At 71.8% G+C, this 19,855-nt stretch carries 17 protein-coding genes; 4 read left to right on the top strand and 13 right to left on the bottom strand.

Going from position 1 to position 19,855, the window contains the following annotated elements:
* Nucleotides 1-228: 228 nt before the first annotated feature.
* A complete protein-coding gene (locus AB0L95_RS27135; protein WP_365165555.1) occupies nt 229-1,503 on the bottom strand; it encodes an alginate lyase family protein in 1,275 nt (424 codons plus the stop codon).
* A 122-nt stretch (nt 1,504-1,625) separates the two neighbouring features.
* Here AB0L95_RS27135 and AB0L95_RS27130 point away from each other — a divergent pair, with 122 nt between their 5' ends.
* The 3 genes from AB0L95_RS27130 to AB0L95_RS27120 all read left to right on the top strand — a co-directional run bounded on the left by AB0L95_RS27130 (nt 1,626) and on the right by AB0L95_RS27120 (nt 4,885).
* Nucleotides 1,626-3,056, top strand: coding sequence for a solute carrier family 23 protein (locus AB0L95_RS27130; RefSeq protein WP_365165553.1), 1,431 nt, complete (start codon nt 1,626-1,628; stop codon nt 3,054-3,056).
* Between the two features lie 134 nt (nt 3,057-3,190).
* Nucleotides 3,191-3,865, top strand: a complete 675-nt coding sequence (locus tag AB0L95_RS27125; RefSeq protein WP_365165551.1) for a DUF5995 family protein — start codon at nt 3,191-3,193, stop codon at nt 3,863-3,865.
* A gap of 90 nt (nt 3,866-3,955) precedes the next feature.
* On the top strand, nt 3,956-4,885 hold the full coding sequence (locus AB0L95_RS27120; protein WP_365165549.1) for an LLM class F420-dependent oxidoreductase: 930 nt from the start codon (nt 3,956-3,958) through the stop codon (nt 4,883-4,885).
* 72 nt (nt 4,886-4,957) lie between these two features.
* Here AB0L95_RS27120 and AB0L95_RS27115 read toward each other — a convergent pair whose 3' ends face one another.
* The 10 genes from AB0L95_RS27115 to AB0L95_RS27070 form a co-directional block, all read right to left on the bottom strand.
* Nucleotides 4,958-6,655 (bottom strand): NAD(P)/FAD-dependent oxidoreductase, encoded by a 1,698-nt coding sequence (locus AB0L95_RS27115; protein WP_365165547.1) that lies wholly within the window; start codon nt 6,653-6,655, stop codon nt 4,958-4,960.
* 58 nt (nt 6,656-6,713) lie between these two features.
* Nucleotides 6,714-7,502, bottom strand: coding sequence for a carbon-nitrogen hydrolase family protein (locus tag AB0L95_RS27110; RefSeq protein ID WP_365165545.1), 789 nt, complete (start codon nt 7,500-7,502; stop codon nt 6,714-6,716).
* A gap of 235 nt (nt 7,503-7,737) precedes the next feature.
* Complete coding sequence (locus AB0L95_RS27105; protein WP_365165542.1) at nt 7,738-8,121, bottom strand: DUF742 domain-containing protein; 384 nt, start codon at nt 8,119-8,121, stop codon at nt 7,738-7,740.
* A 6-nt stretch (nt 8,122-8,127) separates the two neighbouring features.
* Complete coding sequence (locus AB0L95_RS27100; RefSeq protein WP_355913736.1) at nt 8,128-8,577, bottom strand: roadblock/LC7 domain-containing protein; 450 nt, start codon at nt 8,575-8,577, stop codon at nt 8,128-8,130.
* On the bottom strand, nt 8,567-10,948 hold the full coding sequence (locus AB0L95_RS27095) for a nitrate- and nitrite sensing domain-containing protein (RefSeq protein WP_365165540.1): 2,382 nt from the start codon (nt 10,946-10,948) through the stop codon (nt 8,567-8,569). Before AB0L95_RS27095 ends, AB0L95_RS27100 begins: the two co-directional genes overlap by 11 nt.
* A gap of 137 nt (nt 10,949-11,085) precedes the next feature.
* Complete coding sequence (locus AB0L95_RS27090) at nt 11,086-12,552, bottom strand: HAD-IA family hydrolase (RefSeq protein ID WP_365165538.1); 1,467 nt, start codon at nt 12,550-12,552, stop codon at nt 11,086-11,088.
* Nucleotides 12,553-12,613: 61 nt separating this feature from the next.
* The gene (locus AB0L95_RS27085; protein WP_365165536.1) at nt 12,614-13,702 is read right to left on the bottom strand and encodes an ABC transporter ATP-binding protein; all 1,089 of its coding nucleotides are present in this window, start codon (nt 13,700-13,702) and stop codon (nt 12,614-12,616) included.
* Nucleotides 13,703-13,707: 5 nt separating this feature from the next.
* Nucleotides 13,708-14,520, bottom strand: coding sequence for an ABC transporter permease subunit (locus AB0L95_RS27080; RefSeq protein WP_365165534.1), 813 nt, complete (start codon nt 14,518-14,520; stop codon nt 13,708-13,710).
* Nucleotides 14,508-15,407 (bottom strand): ABC transporter permease subunit, encoded by a 900-nt coding sequence (locus AB0L95_RS27075; protein ID WP_365165532.1) that lies wholly within the window; start codon nt 15,405-15,407, stop codon nt 14,508-14,510. Before AB0L95_RS27075 ends, AB0L95_RS27080 begins: the two co-directional genes overlap by 13 nt.
* Nucleotides 15,404-16,561, bottom strand: a complete 1,158-nt coding sequence (locus tag AB0L95_RS27070; protein WP_365165530.1) for an extracellular solute-binding protein — start codon at nt 16,559-16,561, stop codon at nt 15,404-15,406. Before AB0L95_RS27070 ends, AB0L95_RS27075 begins: the two co-directional genes overlap by 4 nt.
* A 224-nt stretch (nt 16,562-16,785) precedes the next feature.
* Here AB0L95_RS27070 and AB0L95_RS27065 point away from each other — a divergent pair, with 224 nt between their 5' ends.
* Complete coding sequence (locus AB0L95_RS27065) at nt 16,786-17,526, top strand: GntR family transcriptional regulator (protein WP_365165528.1); 741 nt, start codon at nt 16,786-16,788, stop codon at nt 17,524-17,526.
* A gap of 41 nt (nt 17,527-17,567) precedes the next feature.
* Here the strand turns inward: AB0L95_RS27065 and AB0L95_RS27060 are convergent, their stop codons facing one another.
* Together AB0L95_RS27060 and AB0L95_RS27055 are read right to left on the bottom strand one after the other, a co-directional pair.
* Nucleotides 17,568-18,020 (bottom strand): Lrp/AsnC family transcriptional regulator, encoded by a 453-nt coding sequence (locus tag AB0L95_RS27060; protein ID WP_263228900.1) that lies wholly within the window; start codon nt 18,018-18,020, stop codon nt 17,568-17,570.
* A 10-nt stretch (nt 18,021-18,030) separates the two neighbouring features.
* The gene (locus AB0L95_RS27055) at nt 18,031-19,524 is read right to left on the bottom strand and encodes an amino acid permease (protein ID WP_365165525.1); all 1,494 of its coding nucleotides are present in this window, start codon (nt 19,522-19,524) and stop codon (nt 18,031-18,033) included.
* Nucleotides 19,525-19,855 lie beyond the last annotated feature (331 nt).

The following is a 19,855-nucleotide window of genomic DNA, read 5'->3' as shown; positions in this document are numbered from 1 at the left end:
TGGCAGGCGTAGGCGGTCTCGTCCTCCGTGCGCCGGAAGTCGGGCACCCTCCAGCCAGCGGCTCCCGCCCGGTTCAACAGGGCGACCTGCTGAACCGGGCGGCCGGATTCAAGGCAGAGTGGCTACGGGCGCAGTAGACCGCCGCCTGGCGGTTCGCGGCCTTCAGGGACCCGTCCGGCACGTGCCCGCGACGTGGAACGGTCCGCCCGCGATCGCTCCCCCATGGGTTCAGCCCGCGATCGAGTCCAGTTGCTCGGCGGCGGGGCGCAGGGCCCACAGATCGCCGCCGGGCGGGGCCTGGAGCAGGCGCACGGCCTGACGGGCTTGCCTGTCGCCCGCGTCCGCGGCCGCGTGCACCACGTCGGTCGCCGCGTACTGGTGGAACTCCAGCTCCGGATGCGTCCAGGAGGCGGCGCCGGTGGCGGCGGGCAGCAGGTAGTCGACCGCCTTGAACAGGCTCTGTCCGTCCGGGCCCCGGTAGGACCACAGATCCACGCCGACATGCCGGCCGATGGCCGCGAGCCGGGTGTAGGCGACCAGGTCGAAGGTCGAGTAGTGCCAGCTGCGCGTGCGGGCCAGTTCCTGCGGCTGGCTGCCGTCCCCCGCTATCTGCGCGTCGATACGCGCGGCGCGCGCGGCGAGGACGGTCCGCCGGGCGAGGTCCTTGTCGCCGGTCGCGTAGGCGAGGGCGGCGAGCTGCATGTCGTAGAAGGTGCCGTGGTTGTTCTGGGCGGCACCCTCCTCCTTGCCGAAGGCACTGTCCGTCAGCCAGTTCCGGAAGGCGACGTTCCAGTCGTGCATCGCGGTCCGGTCCCCCTTGGACCAGCCGGGAGCGCCGGTGTCCAGCAAGGCGATCGCGTCGAGGACGCTGGTGTAGGACTGCGAGAAGTCGATGATGCCGATGGCACGGCCGTCGTACTTGCACGGGATGAACTGTCCGTGGTCCAGATCGGGGTTCATCCGGGTCGCCGGGTCGAGGAACCAGGTGCGCAGGACCTGGGCGGCCTTCTGGGCGTACTGCTTCTTCCCGGTGTAGTACCAGGCCAGCGAGAGGTCGTAGGACGAGTCGAAGACCTTCTCCACGTCCTGGCGGTCCGTCCCGCTGTCGACCTCGGGGTTGCGCTGCCCGTCACGCTGCACGTAGGGGCAGCCCCAGGGGTTGTCCGCGGTCTTCGGCTGCGTGGGCCACCAGTAGGGGGCCTGACTGAGGTACTCGTGGACGTCGCCGCCGGGCGCCGGCCTCGGCTTGTCGACGACCGTCCACGGCCCCTGGCCCAGCCAGGCGTCGGCGCGCGTGGTCAGCTCCTTGAGCACACCGCGCAGCCGGGTGTCCCCGTGGTCGAGCCGGACTCTGGTCTGCTGCAGCCGGGTGCCGTCGAGTACGGCGGTCGCGGGGACTTTCGGGACCGCGTGGGCCGAGGCGATGGGTACGCCCGCGATCGCCACGGCCGCGAAGGCGGTCGCCGCGGCGAGCAGGGCGGCCAGCCGGGATCGAGCACTCATCAAAGCTCCGATCATATACGTGAACGCAGTTCATGAGTGGGACCGTGTGAGCGTAGGACCCGCTGGTGCCCCTGACAATGGGTCGGACAGTTCTTCAGGTACAGAGAAAGAGAAGCTTCACCATGGATCTCGGCGTGCGCTGGAAGCTGCACGGTGACGGGCGTACACCCGCACCCGGAGCGGTCGTCCGCCCCGACGAACGGCTTTCCTGGCCCCGCACGATCGGGCTCGGAGCCCAGCATGTCGTGGCCATGTTCGGCGCGAGTTTCGTCGCGCCCGTGCTCATGGGGCTCGACCCCAACCTCGCGATCATGATGTCGGGCGTCGCGACCGTGATCTTCCTGCTGGCCACCCGCGGCCGGGTGCCGAGCTACCTCGGCTGCTCCCTGTCCTTCGTGGGGGTCGCCGCGGTGATCCGGGCGCAGGGCGGCACCAGCGCCACCGTGACCGGCGCCGTGTTCGTCGTGGGCATCGTGCTGTTCCTGGTGGGCCTCGCGGTCCAGCGGTTCGGGGCGCGGATCATCCACGCGGCGATGCCGCCGATCGTGACCGGCGCGGTCGTCATGCTGATCGGGTTCAACCTCGCGCCGGTGACCGCGTCGACGTACTGGCCTCAGGACCAGTGGACCGCGCTGTTGGTGATGCTGTTCACCGGACTCGCCGTGGTGTGCCTGCGCGGCTTCTGGTCCCGGGTCGCGATCTTCCTGGGCCTGCTCTTCGGCTACGGGATCTCGTGGGCCTTCGACCGGGTCCTCGGAAAGATCCACTCGGTGGACGCGAGCGGCAAGCTCACCGACCACTGGCGTCTGGACCTGTCCGGGGTCGCCAAGGCGGACTGGATCGGCCTGCCCCACTTCCACGGACCGTCCTTCCAGTGGTCCGCCGTCCTGGTCGCCCTGCCCGTGGTGATCGCGCTGGTCGCGGAGAACGCCGGGCACGTCAAGGCGGTCGGTGAGATGACCGGCGACCCGCTGGACGACAAGCTGGGCACCGCGATCTCCGCGGACGGCGTCGCCTCCATGCTCTCCACCGCGGTCGGCGGCCCGCCCAACACGACGTACTCCGAGAACATCGGTGTGATGGCGGCCACCCGTGTCTACTCGACCGCCGCCTACTGGGCCGCGGCCGGCTTCGCCCTGCTCTTCGGCGTCTGCCCCAAGTTCGGCGCGATCGTGGCCGCGATCCCCGGCGGAGTGCTCGGCGGTATCACCGTCATCCTGTACGGCATGATCGGACTGCTCGGCGCACAGATCTGGCTCAACTCCAAGGTCGACCTGCGCAACCCGCTGAACCTGGTGCCGGCCGCCGCGGGCATCATCATCGGCGTCGGCAACGTCAGCCTGAAGTTCACCGACCACTTCTCGCTGAGCGGCATCGCTCTGGGCACACTGGTCGTCATCACCGGCTACCACGCGCTGCGGGCGCTGGCCCCCGCGCATCTGAAGACGCAGGAACCGCTGCTGGACTCGGGCACCTCCTCGTACGACGAGGAGAGCGACGAGGGCGACGGCGCCGCGGCCTCCGGGGACACCCGCGGGCAGACGGGCTCGTAGCCGCGGCGCGCGCGGGCACGCCTGTTCGTGGATGCCCTCCGTCCCCCTGACGGCCGACGGAGGGCGTCCCCCGTTCCGGGGAAGCCCGCAGGCCGCGGCTGCTCCGGTCGGCTCAGGGCTGTCACCCTGCCCCCATGGTGCGGTTGGAGCAGTTCACGACCGAGGTGGACACGGTCGTCTCACGGATGCGCGCGCTCGACGGATCCTGGCCGGAGCACGACGGCGTCGCGGTCTTCAACCGCGTCTACCTCGCCGTCACCCAGGAGGTCGACCGCCGTCTGGACGCGGGGTACTTCCGGGACCGCCGCGGGGCGATCGCGCTGGACGTACGGTTCGCCGAGCGGTATCTGGCCGTGGCCGAGGAGGGGCCGCTGCCCGCCTGCTGGCGGCCGTTGTTCCAGATGCGGCGCCATCCGGGCGTACGGCCGTTGCAGTTCGCGCTGGCCGGGATCAACGCCCACATCGGCCATGACCTGGCGCTCGCCGTCGTCGACACCTGCCGCGCGCTGGGCTGCGAACCGGCCGTTCTGGAGGACGAGTTCGAGCGAGTGGGCGATCTCCTCGGCTCGCTGGAGGAGCACATCCGCGAAGACCTGATGCCCGGGCCCGATCTGCTCCAGCTCGCCGACCCGCTGACGCATCTGCTCGGCGCGTGGAGCCTGGAGCGGGCCCGGGAGGCCGCCTGGTCGGCGGCCCGCGCACTGTGGGCACTGCGGCATCTGCCGGACGTGGCGCAGGAGTTCGCGCATCGGCTCGACGCGGCGGTGGGCTTCGCGAGCCGGATGCTGCTCACACCCCTGCCGCACTGATCCGGCCGACCGCGCCTGTCGTGCCGGGACGTGCCCTGTGACCGCTGTACGTTGATGAGGCGGCCCCTCCCAGGCGAAGGAGCGACAGATATGACGACCCGGCTCGGCCTCGGCCTCCCCCAGAACAAGCAGTACGACATCGGGCGGGACGTGCCGGACGTCGCACGCGCCGCCGAGGCGATGGGCTACGACAGCCTGTGGGTGTACGAGCGGGCGCTGTTCCCCGAGTCCACCACCCAGGGGCTCTACGGCGTCGAGGGCCTGCCCTGGCCGGACAGCTACCGCGGGGTGGCCGAACCCTTGGTCACGCTCGCCCTCGCCGCCACCGCCACCCAGCGCGTCCGGCTCGGCACGAGCGTGCTGGTGGCGCCCCTGCACGGCCCCTTCCAGCTCGCCAAGACACTGGCCTCGCTGGACGCGGCGAGCGGCGGCCGGGTCGTGGCGGGCCTGGGCACGGGCTGGTCCCTCGACGAGTACGCGGCGGCCGGGGTGCGCCCGTTCGAGGAGCGCGGCCGGGTCATGGACGAGATCATCGATGTCTGCCGTGCCGTCTGGGGTCCGGACCCGGTCTCCTACGAGGGCCGGCTCACGACGATCTCCTCGGCGGTGGTCGCGCCCAAGCCGGCCCGGCCGATCCCGATCCTGCTGGCGGCGACCAACCAGAGGGCGCAGCAGCGGCTGGTCGACAAGGCCGACGGCTGGATCCCGGTGGCCCTCGGCGCCGAGGTGCTGGCGCGGCAGTGGCGCGTCCTGCAGGACCTGGCCGCCCAGCAGGGGCGCGTCGAGCCGCTGCAGACGGTGCTGCGCGCGAACGCCGTGTACACGGCGAAGGCGTACTCCGGCCAGGACCGGGGCCCCTTCCAGGGAAGCGTCGACCAGATCGTGGAGGACCTGGTGGCGCACGCCGAGGTCGGCCTCGAAGAGATCCTCATCGACCTTCAGGGCTCGGTCCGGGACGCGGAGGAGCTGAAGGACGTGGCCGCGCAGGTGTACACCTCCGTACGGGCGGCCGGCGTCTGACCGGCCGCCCCTCGTCGGTCCCCCGGTCCCCCGGTCCGACGGTTCCTCGCTCCGTCGGTACGCCGGCCCGGCTCAGTCCTCCGGCAGCTCCACCGGCGCGATCTCGTCGTAGACGTCGCCCGGACCGGGGTTGGTCGGGTCGGTCGTGCCGCCGAAGTGGTGCATCACGCCCCACACGGCGTTGAGCGCGGTCTGCACGGCGCCCTCGGCCCAGCCGGCCGTCCAGGAGATGTCGTCGCCGGCGAGGAAGATGCCCCGCTTGTCGGCGGGCAGCCGGTCCTGCATGAAGTGCGTGAACAGGCGCCGCTGGTAGCGGTAGTGGCCGGGCAGGTTCGCCTTGAACGCGCCCATGAAGTAGGGCTCGTTCTCCCAGGAGACCGTCACCGGGTTGCCGATGATGTGCTTCCTGATGTCGACCTTCGGGTAGATCTCGCCGAGCGACTTCAGCATGACCTCCATCCGCTCGCCGGCGGACAGCGGCAGCCACTTCAGGCTGTCGTCGCACCAGGTGTAGGACAGGCAGATGACGGCCGGCTTGTCCGGGCCGTCGTCCAGCAGATAGGTGCCGCGGGTCATCCGGTCGGTCAGCGTCATCGACATGACGTCCCGGCCCGTCTGCTCGTCCTTGTCCAGCCAGAACGGCCGGTCCACCGGCACGAAGAGCTTGCTGGACTCCATGTAGTGGGTGCGCTCGATGGCCGTCCAGTGGTCGATCGGGAACAGCGCGTCGTCACAGGCGATCTTGGAGAGCAGCATCCAGGACTGGGCGGTGAAGATCGCCGCCTGGTAGGTGCGGATGTCGCCCTGCGCGTCGGTGACGGTGATCCGGTTGCCGGCGGAGCGGTGCAGCCGGGTGACCGCCGGGCGGGGCTCGCCGCCCTCGTGCAGGGACTTCAGGGACGTCCCGTGGGACCAGTGCACGATCTTCTGGGGCTCGCGCTCCCACAGGCGCAGCGGCAGCTGCTGGGAGCCGCCGACGATGCCCCGGTGGTGGTCGTCGGCCTCCGTGTACACGACCCGCAGGATCTCCAGGATGGAGTTCGGGAAGTCGGTGTCCCAGCCGCCGGTGCCGAAGCCCACCTGGCCGAAGATCTCACGGTGCCGGAAGGACTTGAAGGCCTCGGAGTCGCACAGGAAGCCGTAGAAGGTCTGGTTGTCGAGCTTCTCGACGAGCTTCGCCCAGATCTCGCGGATGCGCGGCACATCGCGCTCGCGCATCGCACGGTTCATGTCGGAGAAGTCGGCGCCCTCCTCCAGGCAGGCGTTCCACGCCTTCGCCACGTCACGGTAGACCTGCGGCAGGTCGTCGAGGGTCTCGGCGTAGTGACTCTCGCCCTTGAGGTCCACCACGGTCGAGGGGGTGGCCTCGGCGAGCGGGTTGGGGAACGGGCTGGTCCGGAGGTCGACCAGGTCGATGTAGTGCTGGAGTGCCGTGGAGGAGGGCGGGAAGCGCATGGCGCCCATCTCGGCGGTCAGCGACGGGTCGCAGCCCTCGAAGCCCACGGTGCGCAGCCGGCCGCCGATCTTGTCGGCCTCGTAGACGACGGGCTTGAGGCCCATCTTCATCAGCTCGTAGGCGGCCACGATGCCGGAGAGGCCGCCGCCGATGACGGCGACCTCGGTGCCGTGCTCGGTCGCGGGTATCTGGCCGAGGCCCGCCGGGTGGGCGAGGAAGTCGTCGTAGGCGTACGGGAAGTCCGGGCCGAACATGGTGATCGGCGGCTGCTGCTCGTCTGCGTGCTCGACGGCGTTGGGCACCGTGGACGTCATGGGGTACGGACTCCTTGCGCGGAAAGAACTCGGGGGGAGAGGAGAGGAGGCTGCGGGGTCAGACGAGGGACCCGTACAGGCCGGGACGGCGGTCCTTGAGGTACGGGTTGGCCTCGCGGGAGGCGGCGAGGTGAGCCAGGTCGACATCGGCGAGGACGAGTTCCTCGACGCGGGCGGCCCGGGCGCGGGCGACCCCGTCGGGTCCGGCGAGGGTGGACAGCCCGACGAACTCGAACTCCCCCTCCTGGCCGACCCGGTTGACGTAGGCGATGTACATCTGGTTCTCGAAGGCCCGCACCGGTACGAGGGACTCGGCGACGAACTGGAAGGGATGCATCTGGGCCGTGGGGACCACGAGGAGGTCGGTGCCGGCCAGGGCGTGGGCGCGGACGTTCTCCGGGAACTCGACGTCGTAGCAGATCATCAGGCCGATGCGGACGCCGTCCAGCTCGGCCTGGACGACCGGCTGGTCGCCGGGGGTGAAGTGGTCGCGCTCGAAGCAGCCGAAGAGGTGGGTCTTGCGGTAGTTCGCGAGCCGGATGCCGTCGGCGGAGATGAGCTGGACGGCGTTGAAGACGGTCTCGCCGTCCCGCTCCGGGTAGCCGTAGGCGACGGCCAGGCCGTGCCGGGAGGCGATGTCCGCGATCGCGTCGGCGGAGTCACCGTCGGCGGGCTCGGCGAGCGGGGCGATGGCGTCGCCGATCGCGTACCCGGTGAGGAACATCTCCGGAGCGATCAGCAGCCGGGCCCCCGCGGCGGCGGCGCGGCCCGCGGCCTCGTCGAGCACCTTGAGGTTCTCGACGACCGAGCCGGGGCGGCCGGAGCTCTGGAGCAGGGCGGTACGCATGCGTGTTCTCCACCGGTGCGGAAGGGTTTGGGGGGCCGCTTAGACCGTACGGTCGGCGCCCTCGGCCGGACAAGAAGGACCCGTTGCGCGCCGGTGCGCGAATCGTTGCGTGCACAGGGGACCGCCCGGCGATTCGTTGCGTGCCGCCGGGCGTGCCTCGTGACCGCCGAGGTGCCGGGGGCCCGGGTGCCCCGCGGGGCGTTCACGCCGGTGCCCGGCCCCGGGGCGCCGGGGCTCACAGCTCGCGCAGCCGGTCCACGATCTCGCGCAGCAGCTCGGGGTCGGCCGCCGGGGCGCCCGCGGGCGCGGGGCGCGGCTCGTCGATGCGTACCAGTCCGGCCTCCGCGAGGTCGCCGAGCAGGACCCGGACGACGGTCAGCGGCAGATCGGCGTCCGCGGCGAGTTCCACGACCGGCCGGGAGCCACGGCGGACCAAATCGAGCAGGGACGCCCGGGCATGGTCGACGTCCCCGCGCGCGTCCTCCGTGTCCAGGGCGGTGACCCGCGACATCAGGTCGATGGTGTGCTGGTGCGAGGGGCGGGTGCGCCCCCGCGTCACCATGTACGGGCGCACCATCGGCCCGGTCTCGTCCTCGTACCAGTGGTCGTCGTCGGGCACGGTGGGTCAGGAGCCGGCCGGGCCCGTGGCCGTCCGCACGGCGGCGTCCATATGGCGGCCGACCCGGCGGACGAGCAGCGCCATCTCGTGCGCCAGCTGCCCGACGTCGGTGCGGGCCTCGCTCAGTACGGCCAGCCGGGTGCCGGCCCCGGCCGGGGTGATGAACAGGTACGCGTCGTCGAGCATCACCATGGTCTGCCGGACGTTCCCGCCGCCGAACCGCTCCCCCGCCGAGGCGGCCAGGCTGTGGAAGCCGGAGGAGACGGCGGCGAGGTGCTCGATGTCCCGTCGGGGCATGCCCTCCGAGCGGCTCAGCGGCAGGCCGTCCGCGGTCAGCAGCACGGCCTGGCGCACATGGTCGGTTCTGGCCACGAGATCGTCGAGCAGCCAGCCGAGATCGGTGCCGGGCTGCTGCTCGGCCTCGTCGGAGTGCTCGGGGCTCTGGTCACGGCGCATCGTCGGCGTCCGTCCCTTCCTCGGTGTCGGTTCGCTCCGTGGGGGGCTCGTGGGGGCCGGTGTCCGTGGGGACGCCCTTCCGGCCGCGGTCCAGGCCGCGCTGGTAGGCGCCGAAGATCGCCCGTACCTCCTCGGCGCTCACCTCACGCCCCGGGGCCTCCTCGGCGGCCGGGGCCTCGGTGCGCAGTCCGGGGGCGAGGGAGGTCTGACGGACCCGGGTGGGCAGGGCGGGGGCAGCAGGGGCGGGACGGCCGGGGGCCGCGCCGTCGGGGGCCGGGGCATCCCCGCCCGTACCGTCGGGGGCCTCGCGCGTGGGCCGCTGCTCCGGCTCCGGTGCCCGCTCGCGGGTGAGGACCGCCGTCCTCCCCCGTACGGGCAGCGTCAGCCCGGGCGCGTCCTCCCGCCGCGGCGGAGTCCCGGGCGGCACGGGTTCCTCGGCCCGCTCGGCCGGAGTCCCGGGCTCCGCCTCCGCCAGAACCGCCGCGGGCAGCAGGACCACGGCCGTCGTACCGCCGTACGGCGACCGGGTCAGGGTGACCTCGATACCGTGCCGGGCGGCGAGCCGGCCCACCACATACAGGCCCAGCCGGTCATGGCGGGTCGGGTCGAAGTCGTCGGGCCGGGTGAGCGTGCGGTGGGCCGCGTCGATCTGGTCGGGGCCCAGGCCGAGACCGCGGTCGTCGATCTCCAGGACGAAGTCGCCGCGGACATGGTCGGTGCGCAGGGTGACCCGGGTGTGGGGCGGCGAGAACACGGTGGCGTTCTCGAGGAGCTCGGCGAGCAGATGCACGACGTCGGCGACGGCGTCCGCCGCGATCCCGACCTCCGGCATCGGCGGGACCACGACACGCGCGTAGTCCTCGATCTCGCTCACCGCGGAGGACACCACGTCGGCGACGGGCACGGGACGTCGCCAGCGGCGGCCGGGCGCCGCACCGGAGAGGATGATCAGGCTCTCCGCGTTCCGCCGCATACGGGTGGTCAGATGGTCGATCCGGAACAGCTCCTCCAGGGCGTCCGGGTCGTCCGTACGCCTCTCCAGCGTGTCGACGAGCTTCAACTGGCGGTGGACGAGCGCCTGGTTGCGCCGTGCGATGTTGAGCAGCACGGCGAAGAGCCCGCTCCTGAGCATGGCCTGCTTCACGGCCGCCTCGACGGCCGCGCGGCGGGCGCTGTTGAAGGCCCGGCCGACCTGTCCGATCTCGTCGGAGCTCGCCTCGCCCTCGGCCAGCGGTGGTGCCGCCACCTGGGCGTCCACCTCCTCGCCGGCACTCAACCGCGCCATGACGTCAGGCAGTTGGCGTGTCGTCAGCAGGTCGGCGGCGTCCCGCAGGGTCTCCAGACGGCGTGAGATCCGCCGGGCGCCGCGCACCGCCAGCCAGAGCGACAGACCCATGGCCGCCAGTCCCACCACCGCCACGACGGCGGCCTTGGCCAGCTCCCGGTAGGCGAACGCCTTCCCGCGCGTGGCCGAGTTCTCGGCGGCCTGGGTGCACAGCAGCATGTAGCGCTGTACGGCCCGGTCGGTGGTCGTCCGCCAGGAGTCGGCCGCGACCGCCCGGCCCGCGCCGTCGGCGCCCGCCCGCAGCAGGGCGTCCTCGCCCGCGGTCAGGGCCCGGTGCACATCGTCGCTCTGGAACCGCTCGAAGAGGGTCCGCGAGTCGGACGGCAGGGCGGGGACATAGGTCCGCTCGAACACCCGGCGGTCCTCGATGGTGGCCGCGAGCATGTCGTACTGACCGCCGGTCAGCCGCCCCGCGGCGCGTGCCCCGGCGACGAGCGCGTCCTCCCGGGAGACGAACTCCCGTACCCGCACCAGCTCGGAGACGGTCTGCGCCTCCCGCGCGAGGCGGCCGGCCTGCAGCGCGGTGAGGGCGGACTGCACGTCGAAGTCGGGCTCCACGAGGGCGCTGTACTCGGTCACCGCGCCGTCCCAGGAGATACGGCCCGACAGCACTCGCTCCCGCAGCCCCTCCAGCTTGTCCGCGGCGGCGAGCGCGGAGTCGAGTGCCCGCTGCTGCCCGGCGGACAGCCTGCTGCGGTCCGCGCCCTGGATCGCCGTGCGCATGGCGTTCACGGCCCGGTCGGTGCGGCGTTGCTGCTCCAGCAGATCGAGGGCCGCCCCGTTGCGGTGGCCCCCGCCCAGATACGCGGCCGCGAGCCGCCGCTCGATCTGGATCTGGCCGGTCGCCGTGTCGACGGGTGTGCCGAAGTCCTCGTAGACGCCCTGGAGCCGGACCAGCGACCGGAGTTCGCCGGTGACCGACACCATGGCGAAACTCCACAGGATCAGCAGGGCGATCGCCGGAGCCAGCGAGAGCGCCACGATACGCGCGCGAACCGTGGTGGGGCGGCCGAAGGGCCAGCGCATGGTCTCCCCCGGGGGACAGGACGGTCGGGTGCCTGGCGGGACTCGGGTGACCTGCAGGTATTACCCGCCGGTAGTGAACGCGCCAAACCTACGGGAAGGATCACGCCACCGCAATGGTTGCCCTGGGTAACCCGGAGTCAGGGCCTCCCAGGGACGGCGAAGGTGGTGACGACCGCCGCATGGTCCGAGGGCCAGTCGTTGCCGGCGACTTCGGGCCATGCGCTGGGGGTGCCGGTGACCACGGTGCGCGAGTCGAGCACCGCGAGGCCCCGGTGCAGCACGAAGTCGATGCGGTCCTGCGGCTCGGGGCGCCCGCTGCCGTCCTCGTGCAGAGGGTGGATCGGGGACCAGGTGTGGCCCGGGTCGCGGACCGGGTCCGGGTGCGCCTCACGGTAGGAGTCGCGCAGGCCCGCCTCCTCGGCGGCCCGGGTCACCGGCCAGGCGACGTCCGGCCAGTCCAGGTGCGAGGGGCAGTTGAAGTCACCGGTCAGCACGACCGGAACACCCTCGTCGGCCGACTCGTCGATCCGCCACAGGGTGTCCCGCATCTGTGCGAGCCGCACTTCCTCATGGGCGATCAGCTCGGTTGCGGGCAGTCCGTCGAAGAGGGACTCGTAGGGCCCGTACGGCGTGTAGTCCAGGTGGGCCGTCCAGACGTCGACCTCGCAGCCCGCAGCGACGCGCACCCTGACGCCCGCCGCGCCGTAGAAGCCCGTGTCCGGGTCGCCGAAGCGGCCGGTGATGGGGTACCGGCTGATGACGCCGAGGTTCTCCCCGGCCCGGTGGTGGTACCAGCCGAGCGCCTCGGCCAGCTCCTGGGCCGCCGTGCCGGCCGTCTCCTGGAGGCCCACCACATCGGCCCCCGTCTCCAGGACGGTCTTGAGCTGCTTGGCCCGGTGGTCGTCGACCATGCTGCCGCCGAGCCACAGGTTCCAGCTCATCACCCGCAGTTCGTACGACAGCAGGGACCGCAGCCGCTCGGGCGTGACCTCCTCCAGGCTGGCCAGCACGGTGCGCCCGGGGGCCGCGTCGATCGGCGCGAGCGACGGTACGGCGAGCACCGCGCAGCCCGCCGCCTCGGCGGAGGCGACCCCGGTCGGGGTGTCCTCCACGGCCACACAGCCGGCCGGGTCCACGCCGAGCGCGCGGCACGCGGCAAGGTACGGGTCGGGCGCGGGCTTGGTGTGCTCGGTGTCGTCGGCGGTGACGGACACCGCGAAGCGTTCGGCGCCCAGCGCCTGGAGGACGGTGTCGGCGACGGCCCTGGGGGAGGCGGTCACCAGCGCGGTGGGGATGCCGTCGCGGGCGAGGGCGTCCAGCAGGCCGAGCGCGCCCGGCCGGGGCACGACCCCGTCCCGGACCCGGTCGGCGAACTCACCGTGCAGCTCGGCGGCGACATCGGCGGCCGGGGCGCCGGTGAGCGAGGCCAGCCAGTCGGCCGTGTGCTCGACGGCACGGCCGAGCACCTCCGGCTGATCGGCGGCGTCCAGTGTGCGCCCGAGTCCGGCCGCGACCCGCTCCACCGCCTCCCACCACAGTCGCTCGGTGTCGACGAGGGTGCCGTCCATGTCGAACAGGACGGCCTGGAGCGGGAGTCGCGTCACGGTTCTCTCTTTCCTGTGGGGGGGTAAGGCATGCAAGGCATGCATACGGGGACGGCGGGCCTCAGCGGGTGCGTTCGGCGACCAGCACCGGGCGCTCCGGCAGCGTCACCGTCACGGCGGCACCGGCGCCGAGTGCGGCCGCGTCGTGCGCCGGCAGGTCCGCCTTCACCTCGGTGGCGTCGGCGAGGCGCACGGTCAGCCGGACCGTGGCGCCGAGGAACGCGGTGGCGACCACGCGCGCCTCTCCCTTGTCGTCCGCGGTCACCCGGACCGACTCGGGACGCACCAGCACATCCACCTCGGTCGCGGCGGGCGCGTCCCCGTCGACGGGGAGCCGCTGCCCGAGCACCTCGACGGTGTCCGAGTTCAGCCGTCCCGGGATCCGGCTCATCGTGCCGACGAACTCCGCGACGAAGGACGTGGCCGGGCGCCCGTACAACTCGGCGGGGACGGCGCACTGTTCGAGGCGGCCGGCGCGCATCACCGCGACCCGGTCCGCCATGGACAGGGCCTCCTCCTGGTCGTGGGTGACGAACAAGGTGGTGATGCCGAGTTCCTGCTGGAGGCGGCGGATCTCCTCGCGCAGGGTGAGCCGCACCTTGGCGTCGAGCGCGGAGAGCGGCTCGTCGAGCAGCAGGACGCGCGGGCGCAGGGCGAGCGCCCGGGCCAGGGCGACGCGCTGCTGCTGTCCGCCGGAGAGCTGGTGCGGGAAGCGCTCGCCCTTGTCGCCGAGGCCGACCAGATCGAGCAGTTCGGCGGCGCGGGCGCGCCGCTGCGCGGTGCGCACCTTGCGCATGCGCAGCCCGAACGCCACGTTGTCGAGCACGGTCAGATGCGGGAAGAGGCTGTACGACTGGAAGACCATCCCGGCGTCGCGGCGGTGCGCCGGGACGCGGGTGACGTCCTCGCCGTCCACGAGCACCGCCCCGGAGTCGGGGTGCTCGAATCCGGCGAGCATGCGCAGTGCGGTGGTCTTGCCGCAGCCGGAGGGGCCCAGCAGGGCGAGGAGTTCGCCGGGCCGGACCGTCAGGTCGAGTCCGTCGAGAGCCACGGTGGGGCCGAACTCCCGTCGCAGGGAGCGGAATTCGACGGTCGCGGCGTTGTCGCGGGATACGGCCGCAGCGCTCGGGGCGGCCTGGTCGAGGGTCATGTGGTTCATCCCTTGGCGGCGGATCGGGAGCGCCCGCCGAAGACGGCGAGCGAGAGGAGCAGGGCCCAGGTGACGAGCAGGCTGAGCACGGAGACGGCGACGGACAGCTGGGCCTGGGAGCCGCCGACGCTGTAGATCCACACGGCGAAGGGGGTGAAGCCCAGCAGCTGGGCGACGGTGAACTCGCCGAGGACGAGCGCCAGCGTGAGGAAGGAGGCGTTCAGCAGGGCCCCGCGCAGATTCGGCAGCACCGCCTGGACCAGCGCCTGGGTCCGGCTCGCCCCGCAGCTGCGCGCGGCCTCCGTCAGGGTGCGCACATCGATGGCCCGCAGGCCTGCGTCCAGGGACCGGTACACGAACGGCAGGGCCATCACGACGTAGGCGAGGACCAGCACGATGGGGAAGTCCTGGTTCTGGATCACCACGAACGTCTCGAACAGCGGCGTGCGGGACAGATAGTCGGGCCCCCACTTCAGGACCGTGGCGATGCCCGCGACGAACGCGATCGGCGGGACGACCAGCGGCAGCGAGCAGACCACCTCGACGACCGGCCGCAGCCGGGACGCGTCGAGCCGCAGGGCGACGGTGGCGGGCACCATCAGCAGCAGCACCACGACGATGGTGGCGGCGGCCAGCTCCAGCGACAGCAGCAGGCCGGAGCCGAAGCCGGGGGTGGAGAGGATCTGGCGGTAGGCGTCGACGTTGAGCCCCTGGCCGGGCACGTCCACCGTGAAGACCACGGAGGCGGCGAGCGGGACCAGGAAGTACAGACCGGCCAGGGCGAGGACGCCCCAGCGCCACAGGTTCAGGCGAGCCATCGTGCGCTCCGTCGTTGCAGGGGCAGGTACACGGCCATGACCAGGCCCGCGACCAGGACCATGTCGAGGCTGAGGGCGAGCGCCACGTTCTCCTGGCCGACCAGGACGTTGCCGGAGAGGGCGTCGGCGATCTGCAGGGTGACCAGGGGCACCGCGCTGCCCACCATGGCCGCCGCCGTGGCGTACGCGGAGAAGGCGCTGCCGAACAGCAGCACGAATCCGCCGAGCAGCGAGGGCAGCAGCACGGGCAGGGCCACATGGCGCCAGTACCGGACGGTGCCGGCGCCGTTGTTCTGCGCGGCCTCCCGCCACTGCGTGCGCAGGCCTTCCAGCGCCGGGGTGATGGTGAGGACCATCAACGGGATCAGGAAGTACAGGTAGACGATGACCAGGCCCCAGAAGCTGTAGAGGCTCCAGCCGTGGTCGGAGAGCCCCAGATGCTGGGTCACCACACCGGAGTTGCCGAGGGTGGCGACGAAGGCGAAGGCCAGCGGGACGCCGCCGAAGTTGGCGAGGACGCCGGACGCGGTGAGCACGGCCTCGCGCAGGGCACGGAAGCGGGAGGTCACCACGGCCTGGGCGAGCAGCAGCCCGAGGACGGTGCCGAGGGCGGCGCAGACGGCGGACAGCTTCACACTGCCGAGCAGGGCCGTGAGGTAGGCGCCGTGCAGGGACAGGGTCAGGTTGGCCGTGCCGTAGGACGTGGCGCCCGTCGTCGGGTCCTTGACGCTGAAGGCGCCGTTGAGCATGGCCAGCGCGGGCACGCCGAAGGCGACGGCCGTGAAGACGAGCAGCGGCAGGACGGCGAGCGAGCCGGAGACGCGGCGCCGCCGCTGCTGCGGAGCAGCGGCGGGCGCCACCTCGGTCTCGGTGAGAACGGCGGTCATCCGGAGACGGCCTTGCCCCAGCCCTGCGCGATGACCGTCTTGGCCTTGCTCTGCTGGGCCTCCGACGGGAAGGACGGCGTGCCGGAGACCTGCGGAAGCTTGGCCGCGGCGGCCTTGTCGAGCGTGCCGGCCGCCTCCATGGCGGGCATCAGCGCGGGGCGGGCGTAGCCCTTGAGCCAGAGGTTCTGGCCTTCGGCGCTGTAGAGGTACTCCTGCCACAGGCGGGCGGCCGCCGGGTGCGGGGCCTCCTTGTTGATGGCCTGCGAGTAGTACTGGGCGTACGCGCCGTCGCTCGGGACGGCGACCTTCCAGTCCAGGCCCTTGGACTTGAACTCGCTGGCGTACCCGGCGTTCAGGTAGTCCCAGTCGATGCTGATCGGGGTCTCGCCCTTCTCGACGGTGGCCGGGGTCGACTCGACGGGCGTGTAGTTGCCGCTCTTCTTCAGCTTGGCGAAGAAGTCGAGGCCGGGCTGGATGTTGTCGAAGGAGCCGCCGTTGGCGAGCGCGGCCGCGTAGACGCCGCCGAAGGCGGAACCGGACTTGGTGGGGTTGCCGTTGAGGGCGACCTGGCCCTTGTACTGCGGCTTGAGGAGGTCCTTGAAGGTGGTGGGGCACTCCTTGACGCGCTTGGCGTCGCAGCCGATGGAGATGTAGCCGCCGTAGTCGTTGTACCAGCGGGCCTGCGGGTCCTTCTGCACGGCGGGGATGTCGTTGTACGCCGTGACCTTGTACGACGCGAGCAGGCCCTGCTGGGCGGCGCTCAGCGCGAAGGAGCTGCCGAGGTCGAGGACGTCCGGGGCGCGGTCCTGGCCCTTGCGGGAGGTGACGGCGTTGATCTCGTCCTGGCTGGCGCCGTCCGGGTTCTCGACCTGCACCTTGATGCCGTACTTCTTCTGGAAGCCGTCGATCAGGGCACCGTAGTTGGCCCAGTCGCGGGGCAGGGCGATCGCGTGCAGCGTGCCCTCCTTCTTGGCGGCCTTCACGAGGGCGTCGAGGCCGCCGAGGTCCGCGGCGGAGGTCGCGGTGGCCGCGCTCTTGCCGTCTGATGCGGTCGACGCGTTGTCGGGGGCTGCGCCACAGGCACTGAGGGCGAGTGCTGCGGCGACGGCGAGGCCGCCGGTGAGGACGGCGGTTCTCGGCAGGAACACGGTCACTGTCTCTCCAGGAGTACGCGCGAGCGGTGAAGCTGAGGGCGGGAGGGCTTGTTCAACTTGTCTGAACAAGTCGCCCTTAGTACGCCCGTCACTGGTGTCCTTTTCGTAAACGCAGGAGAAACCCTGGGCCCTTCTTGCCTGCACATTCCCGACGAGGGAAGATCACGCCCAGGTCTCGATTAGGCTGGCCATGCTGTGAACAGCAGTCGACTCAGAGGGGAAGCATGGCGGCGCGACACGAGGAGATCGCCGACGAGCTGCGGCGGGCGATCGACCGCGAGGAGTACACAGTGGGCAGTCTGCTGCCCACCGAGTCGGACCTCGCGGCCCACTACGGCGTCTCCCGCGGCACGGTCCGCCAGGCGGTCGCGGCCCTGACCGCCGAGGGGCTCATCGGGTCCCGGCAGGGCGCCCGCCGGGTGGTGCTGGCCAGCAGGCGCAGCCAGAGCTTCGCGGAGCTGCGCAGCTTCGCGCAGTGGGCCCGCGCCATGGGCCGGGAGGCGACCGGGCACGTCGTGACGCAGGAGTACCGGCCGGCGACCGCCGAGGACGCGGTACGACTTCATCTGCCGGAGCGCACACCGGTGTTGCACGTCCTGCGGGTGCGAGGGCTGGACGGCGAGCCTGTGCTCCTGGAGCGCACGGTGTACGCCGACTGGATCTCCCCCGCGGTGCAGTCCATCGAGCCGGACTGCCCTTCCGTCACCCAGCGGCTCTACGAGGACACGAGCCTGGTGTTCGCGTACGGCGAGCACATCATCGACGCCGTCGCCGCGGGCGCCCAGGACGCCGAGCTGCTCGGTGTCCGCCGCGCCGGTCCGCTGCTGCGGGTCCGCCGGGTCACCACCACCCGCGACGGGCGCCCGGTGGAGTGGTCGGACGACCGCTACCGCTCGGACGCCGTGAGCTTCAGCGTGCACAACTCGATCGGGAACAACGCGCTCGCCCGGAAGACCGCGGGGTAGGGCGCGAGGGCGCGGTCGTCCGGCGCCTCCGACGAGACGGCTCAGGTGGGCGACCCCGACGAGAACCGGCGCAGCAGCGGCGACAGCACGAGCACGGACTTCGTGCGCTCCACGAACGGCTCCCCGGCGATCCGCTCCAGCACCCGCTCGAAGTGGCGCATGTCGGAGGCGAAGACCTGGGCGATCGCGTCCGCCTCACCGGTGACGGTGGAGGCGGCCACGACCTCCTGGTAGCGCTCCAGGCCCCGCTGGATGGTCTCCGGCGACGTGTTGCGCCGGCAGTAGATCTCGACGAACCCCTCGGTCTCCCAGCCGAGCGCCCCGGGGTCGACCCGGACGGTGAACCCGGTGATGGCCCCGGTCGCGCGCAGCCGGTCCACCCGCCGCTTCACGGCGGGCGCGGACAGGCCGACCAGTTGCCCGATGTCCGCGTAGGAGCGGCGGGCGTCCTCGGCGAGGGCGTGGACGATGCGTTCGTCGAGATCGTTCAGCAAGGCGGGTGGTTCACTTCTCTACGGTGGCTGCGGGTGCCGCGGGCTCCGCGGCGGCCAGCCGGGATCGCCGGTGGCCATACACGAAGTAGAACACGAGCCCGACGGCCATCCAGACTCCGAACACCACCCAGGTGACGGCCGAGAGACTGCCCATCATCCACACGCAGAGGGCGAAGCCCAGGGCGGGCAGCACCGGCGACAGCGGCACCCGGAAGGTACGGGGCATCTGCGGACGGATCCGGCGCAGCACCACGACCGCGACATTGACCAGCGCGAAGGCGAACAGCGTGCCGATGCTGGTGGCGTCGGCCAGCTGCCCGAGCGGGATCGCGGCGGCGAGGACACCGCAGAAGACGGAGACGATGACAGTGTTGGCGCGCGGCGTACCGGTCCGGGGGTGCACCCGCGAGAACACCTTGGGCACCAGGCCGTCGCGGGACATCGCGAAGAGGATGCGCGTCTGGCCGTAGAGCACGGTCAGGACGACGCTCGCGATGGCGATGACCGCGCAGGCCGCCAGCAGCGTGCCCCAGAAGGTCTGCCCCGTGACGTCCTTCATGATCTGGGCGAGCGCCGCCTCGGAGTCGTTGAACCGCCTCCAGGGCTTGGCGCCCACGGCGACGGCCGCGACGACGACGTACAGCGCCGTCACGATGACCAGCGACAACATGATCGCGCGGGGCAGGTCGCGCTGCGCGTTCTTCGCCTCCTCGCCGGCCGTGGAGGCGGCGTCGAAGCCGATGTACGAGAAGAACAGCGTGGCCCCGGCGGCGCTGACCCCGGCCATGCCGAGCGGCATGAAGTTCGCGTAGTTGCCGGAGCGGAAGCCCTGGATGCCGATGAGGCAGAACAGCAGCAGCGCGGCGATCTTCACACAGACCATGATCGTGTTGGCGCGCGCCGACTCCCGGGCACCGCCGAGCAGGAACGCCATGGCCAGCAGCACGACGATCAGTGCGGGCAGATTGAAGATGCCGCCGTCACCGGGCGGCGCGGACAGTGCGGCCGGGATGGTGACGCCGATGGTGCCGTCCAGCAGCTCGTTGAGGTACTGGCCCCAGCCCACCGCGACGGCTGCGACCGACACGCCGTACTCCAGGACCAGACACCAGCCGCAGATCCAGGCGATCAGCTCGCCCATCGTTGCGTACGCATAGGAGTACGAGGATCCGGCGACCGGGATCGTGCCCGCCAGCTCGGCGTAGGACAGCGCGGAGAACAGCGCGGTGAGACCGGCGATCACGAAGGACAGCGTCACGGCCGGACCGGCCTTCGGGACGGCCTCGCCGAGGACCACGAAGATGCCGGTGCCGAGGGTGGCCCCGATGCTGATCATGGTGAGCTGCCACAGCCCGAGCGAACGCCGCAGCGTTCCTCCCTCGCCCTGGCCGCCCTCGGCGACCAGGTGTTCCACGGGCTTGCGGCGCATCAGCCGCGCGCCGAGGCCGGGGGACGGCGGGGCTGGACGACTGGGGGACTGCGGGGGTGCGCCTTGGTCGAGCACGCGTCTCCTTCTCGCTGCCGGTCACGGGGGCAGGCGGGGACCGGCGGCACCCAGGGACAGGGACCACCGAGCGGGGTCCTCGCCACGCCGCGTACAGCGCATGACCCTATGAGTCCGCCCTTCACGGGCGTAATGCAGCAACCTTGCGCACTGTCGCAAGATCCTTGCGTTCATCGGCATGTCATGGACGTTTGTTGCGCAGGCCCTTTTGATGTTTGCGCTGTGTACGACTGACCTGCGCGGATGCCGCCCGTACACGGCGACGGCCCCCGTTCCGCCCGGAGGGGGAACAGGGGCCGTACGGCCGAGACAGGGTCGTACCGCCGCAACG

Source organism: Streptomyces sp. NPDC052036 (assembly GCF_040680495.1).
Lineage (GTDB): Bacteria > Actinomycetota > Actinomycetes > Streptomycetales > Streptomycetaceae > Streptomyces.
This window is presented reverse-complemented; position numbering and strand designations above follow the sequence as displayed.

Excerpts from the sequence above, each read along its gene's own strand:
- AB0L95_RS27135 (WP_365165555.1), bottom strand. The coding sequence starts at position 1,503 with ATGAGTGCTCGATCCCGGCTGGCCGCCCTGCTCGCCGCGGCGACCGCC.
- AB0L95_RS27130 (WP_365165553.1), top strand. The coding sequence starts at position 1,626 with ATGGATCTCGGCGTGCGCTGGAAGCTGCACGGTGACGGGCGTACACCC.
- AB0L95_RS27125 (WP_365165551.1), top strand. The coding sequence starts at position 3,191 with ATGGTGCGGTTGGAGCAGTTCACGACCGAGGTGGACACGGTCGTCTCA.
- AB0L95_RS27120 (WP_365165549.1), top strand. The coding sequence starts at position 3,956 with ATGACGACCCGGCTCGGCCTCGGCCTCCCCCAGAACAAGCAGTACGAC.
- AB0L95_RS27115 (WP_365165547.1), bottom strand. The coding sequence starts at position 6,655 with ATGACGTCCACGGTGCCCAACGCCGTCGAGCACGCAGACGAGCAGCAG.
- AB0L95_RS27110 (WP_365165545.1), bottom strand. The coding sequence starts at position 7,502 with ATGCGTACCGCCCTGCTCCAGAGCTCCGGCCGCCCCGGCTCGGTCGTC.
- AB0L95_RS27100 (WP_355913736.1), bottom strand. The coding sequence starts at position 8,577 with ATGCGCCGTGACCAGAGCCCCGAGCACTCCGACGAGGCCGAGCAGCAG.
- AB0L95_RS27095 (WP_365165540.1), bottom strand. The coding sequence starts at position 10,948 with ATGCGCTGGCCCTTCGGCCGCCCCACCACGGTTCGCGCGCGTATCGTG.
- AB0L95_RS27085 (WP_365165536.1), bottom strand. The coding sequence starts at position 13,702 with ATGACCCTCGACCAGGCCGCCCCGAGCGCTGCGGCCGTATCCCGCGAC.
- AB0L95_RS27080 (WP_365165534.1), bottom strand. The coding sequence starts at position 14,520 with ATGGCTCGCCTGAACCTGTGGCGCTGGGGCGTCCTCGCCCTGGCCGGT.
- AB0L95_RS27075 (WP_365165532.1), bottom strand. The coding sequence starts at position 15,407 with ATGACCGCCGTTCTCACCGAGACCGAGGTGGCGCCCGCCGCTGCTCCG.
- AB0L95_RS27065 (WP_365165528.1), top strand. The coding sequence starts at position 16,786 with ATGGCGGCGCGACACGAGGAGATCGCCGACGAGCTGCGGCGGGCGATC.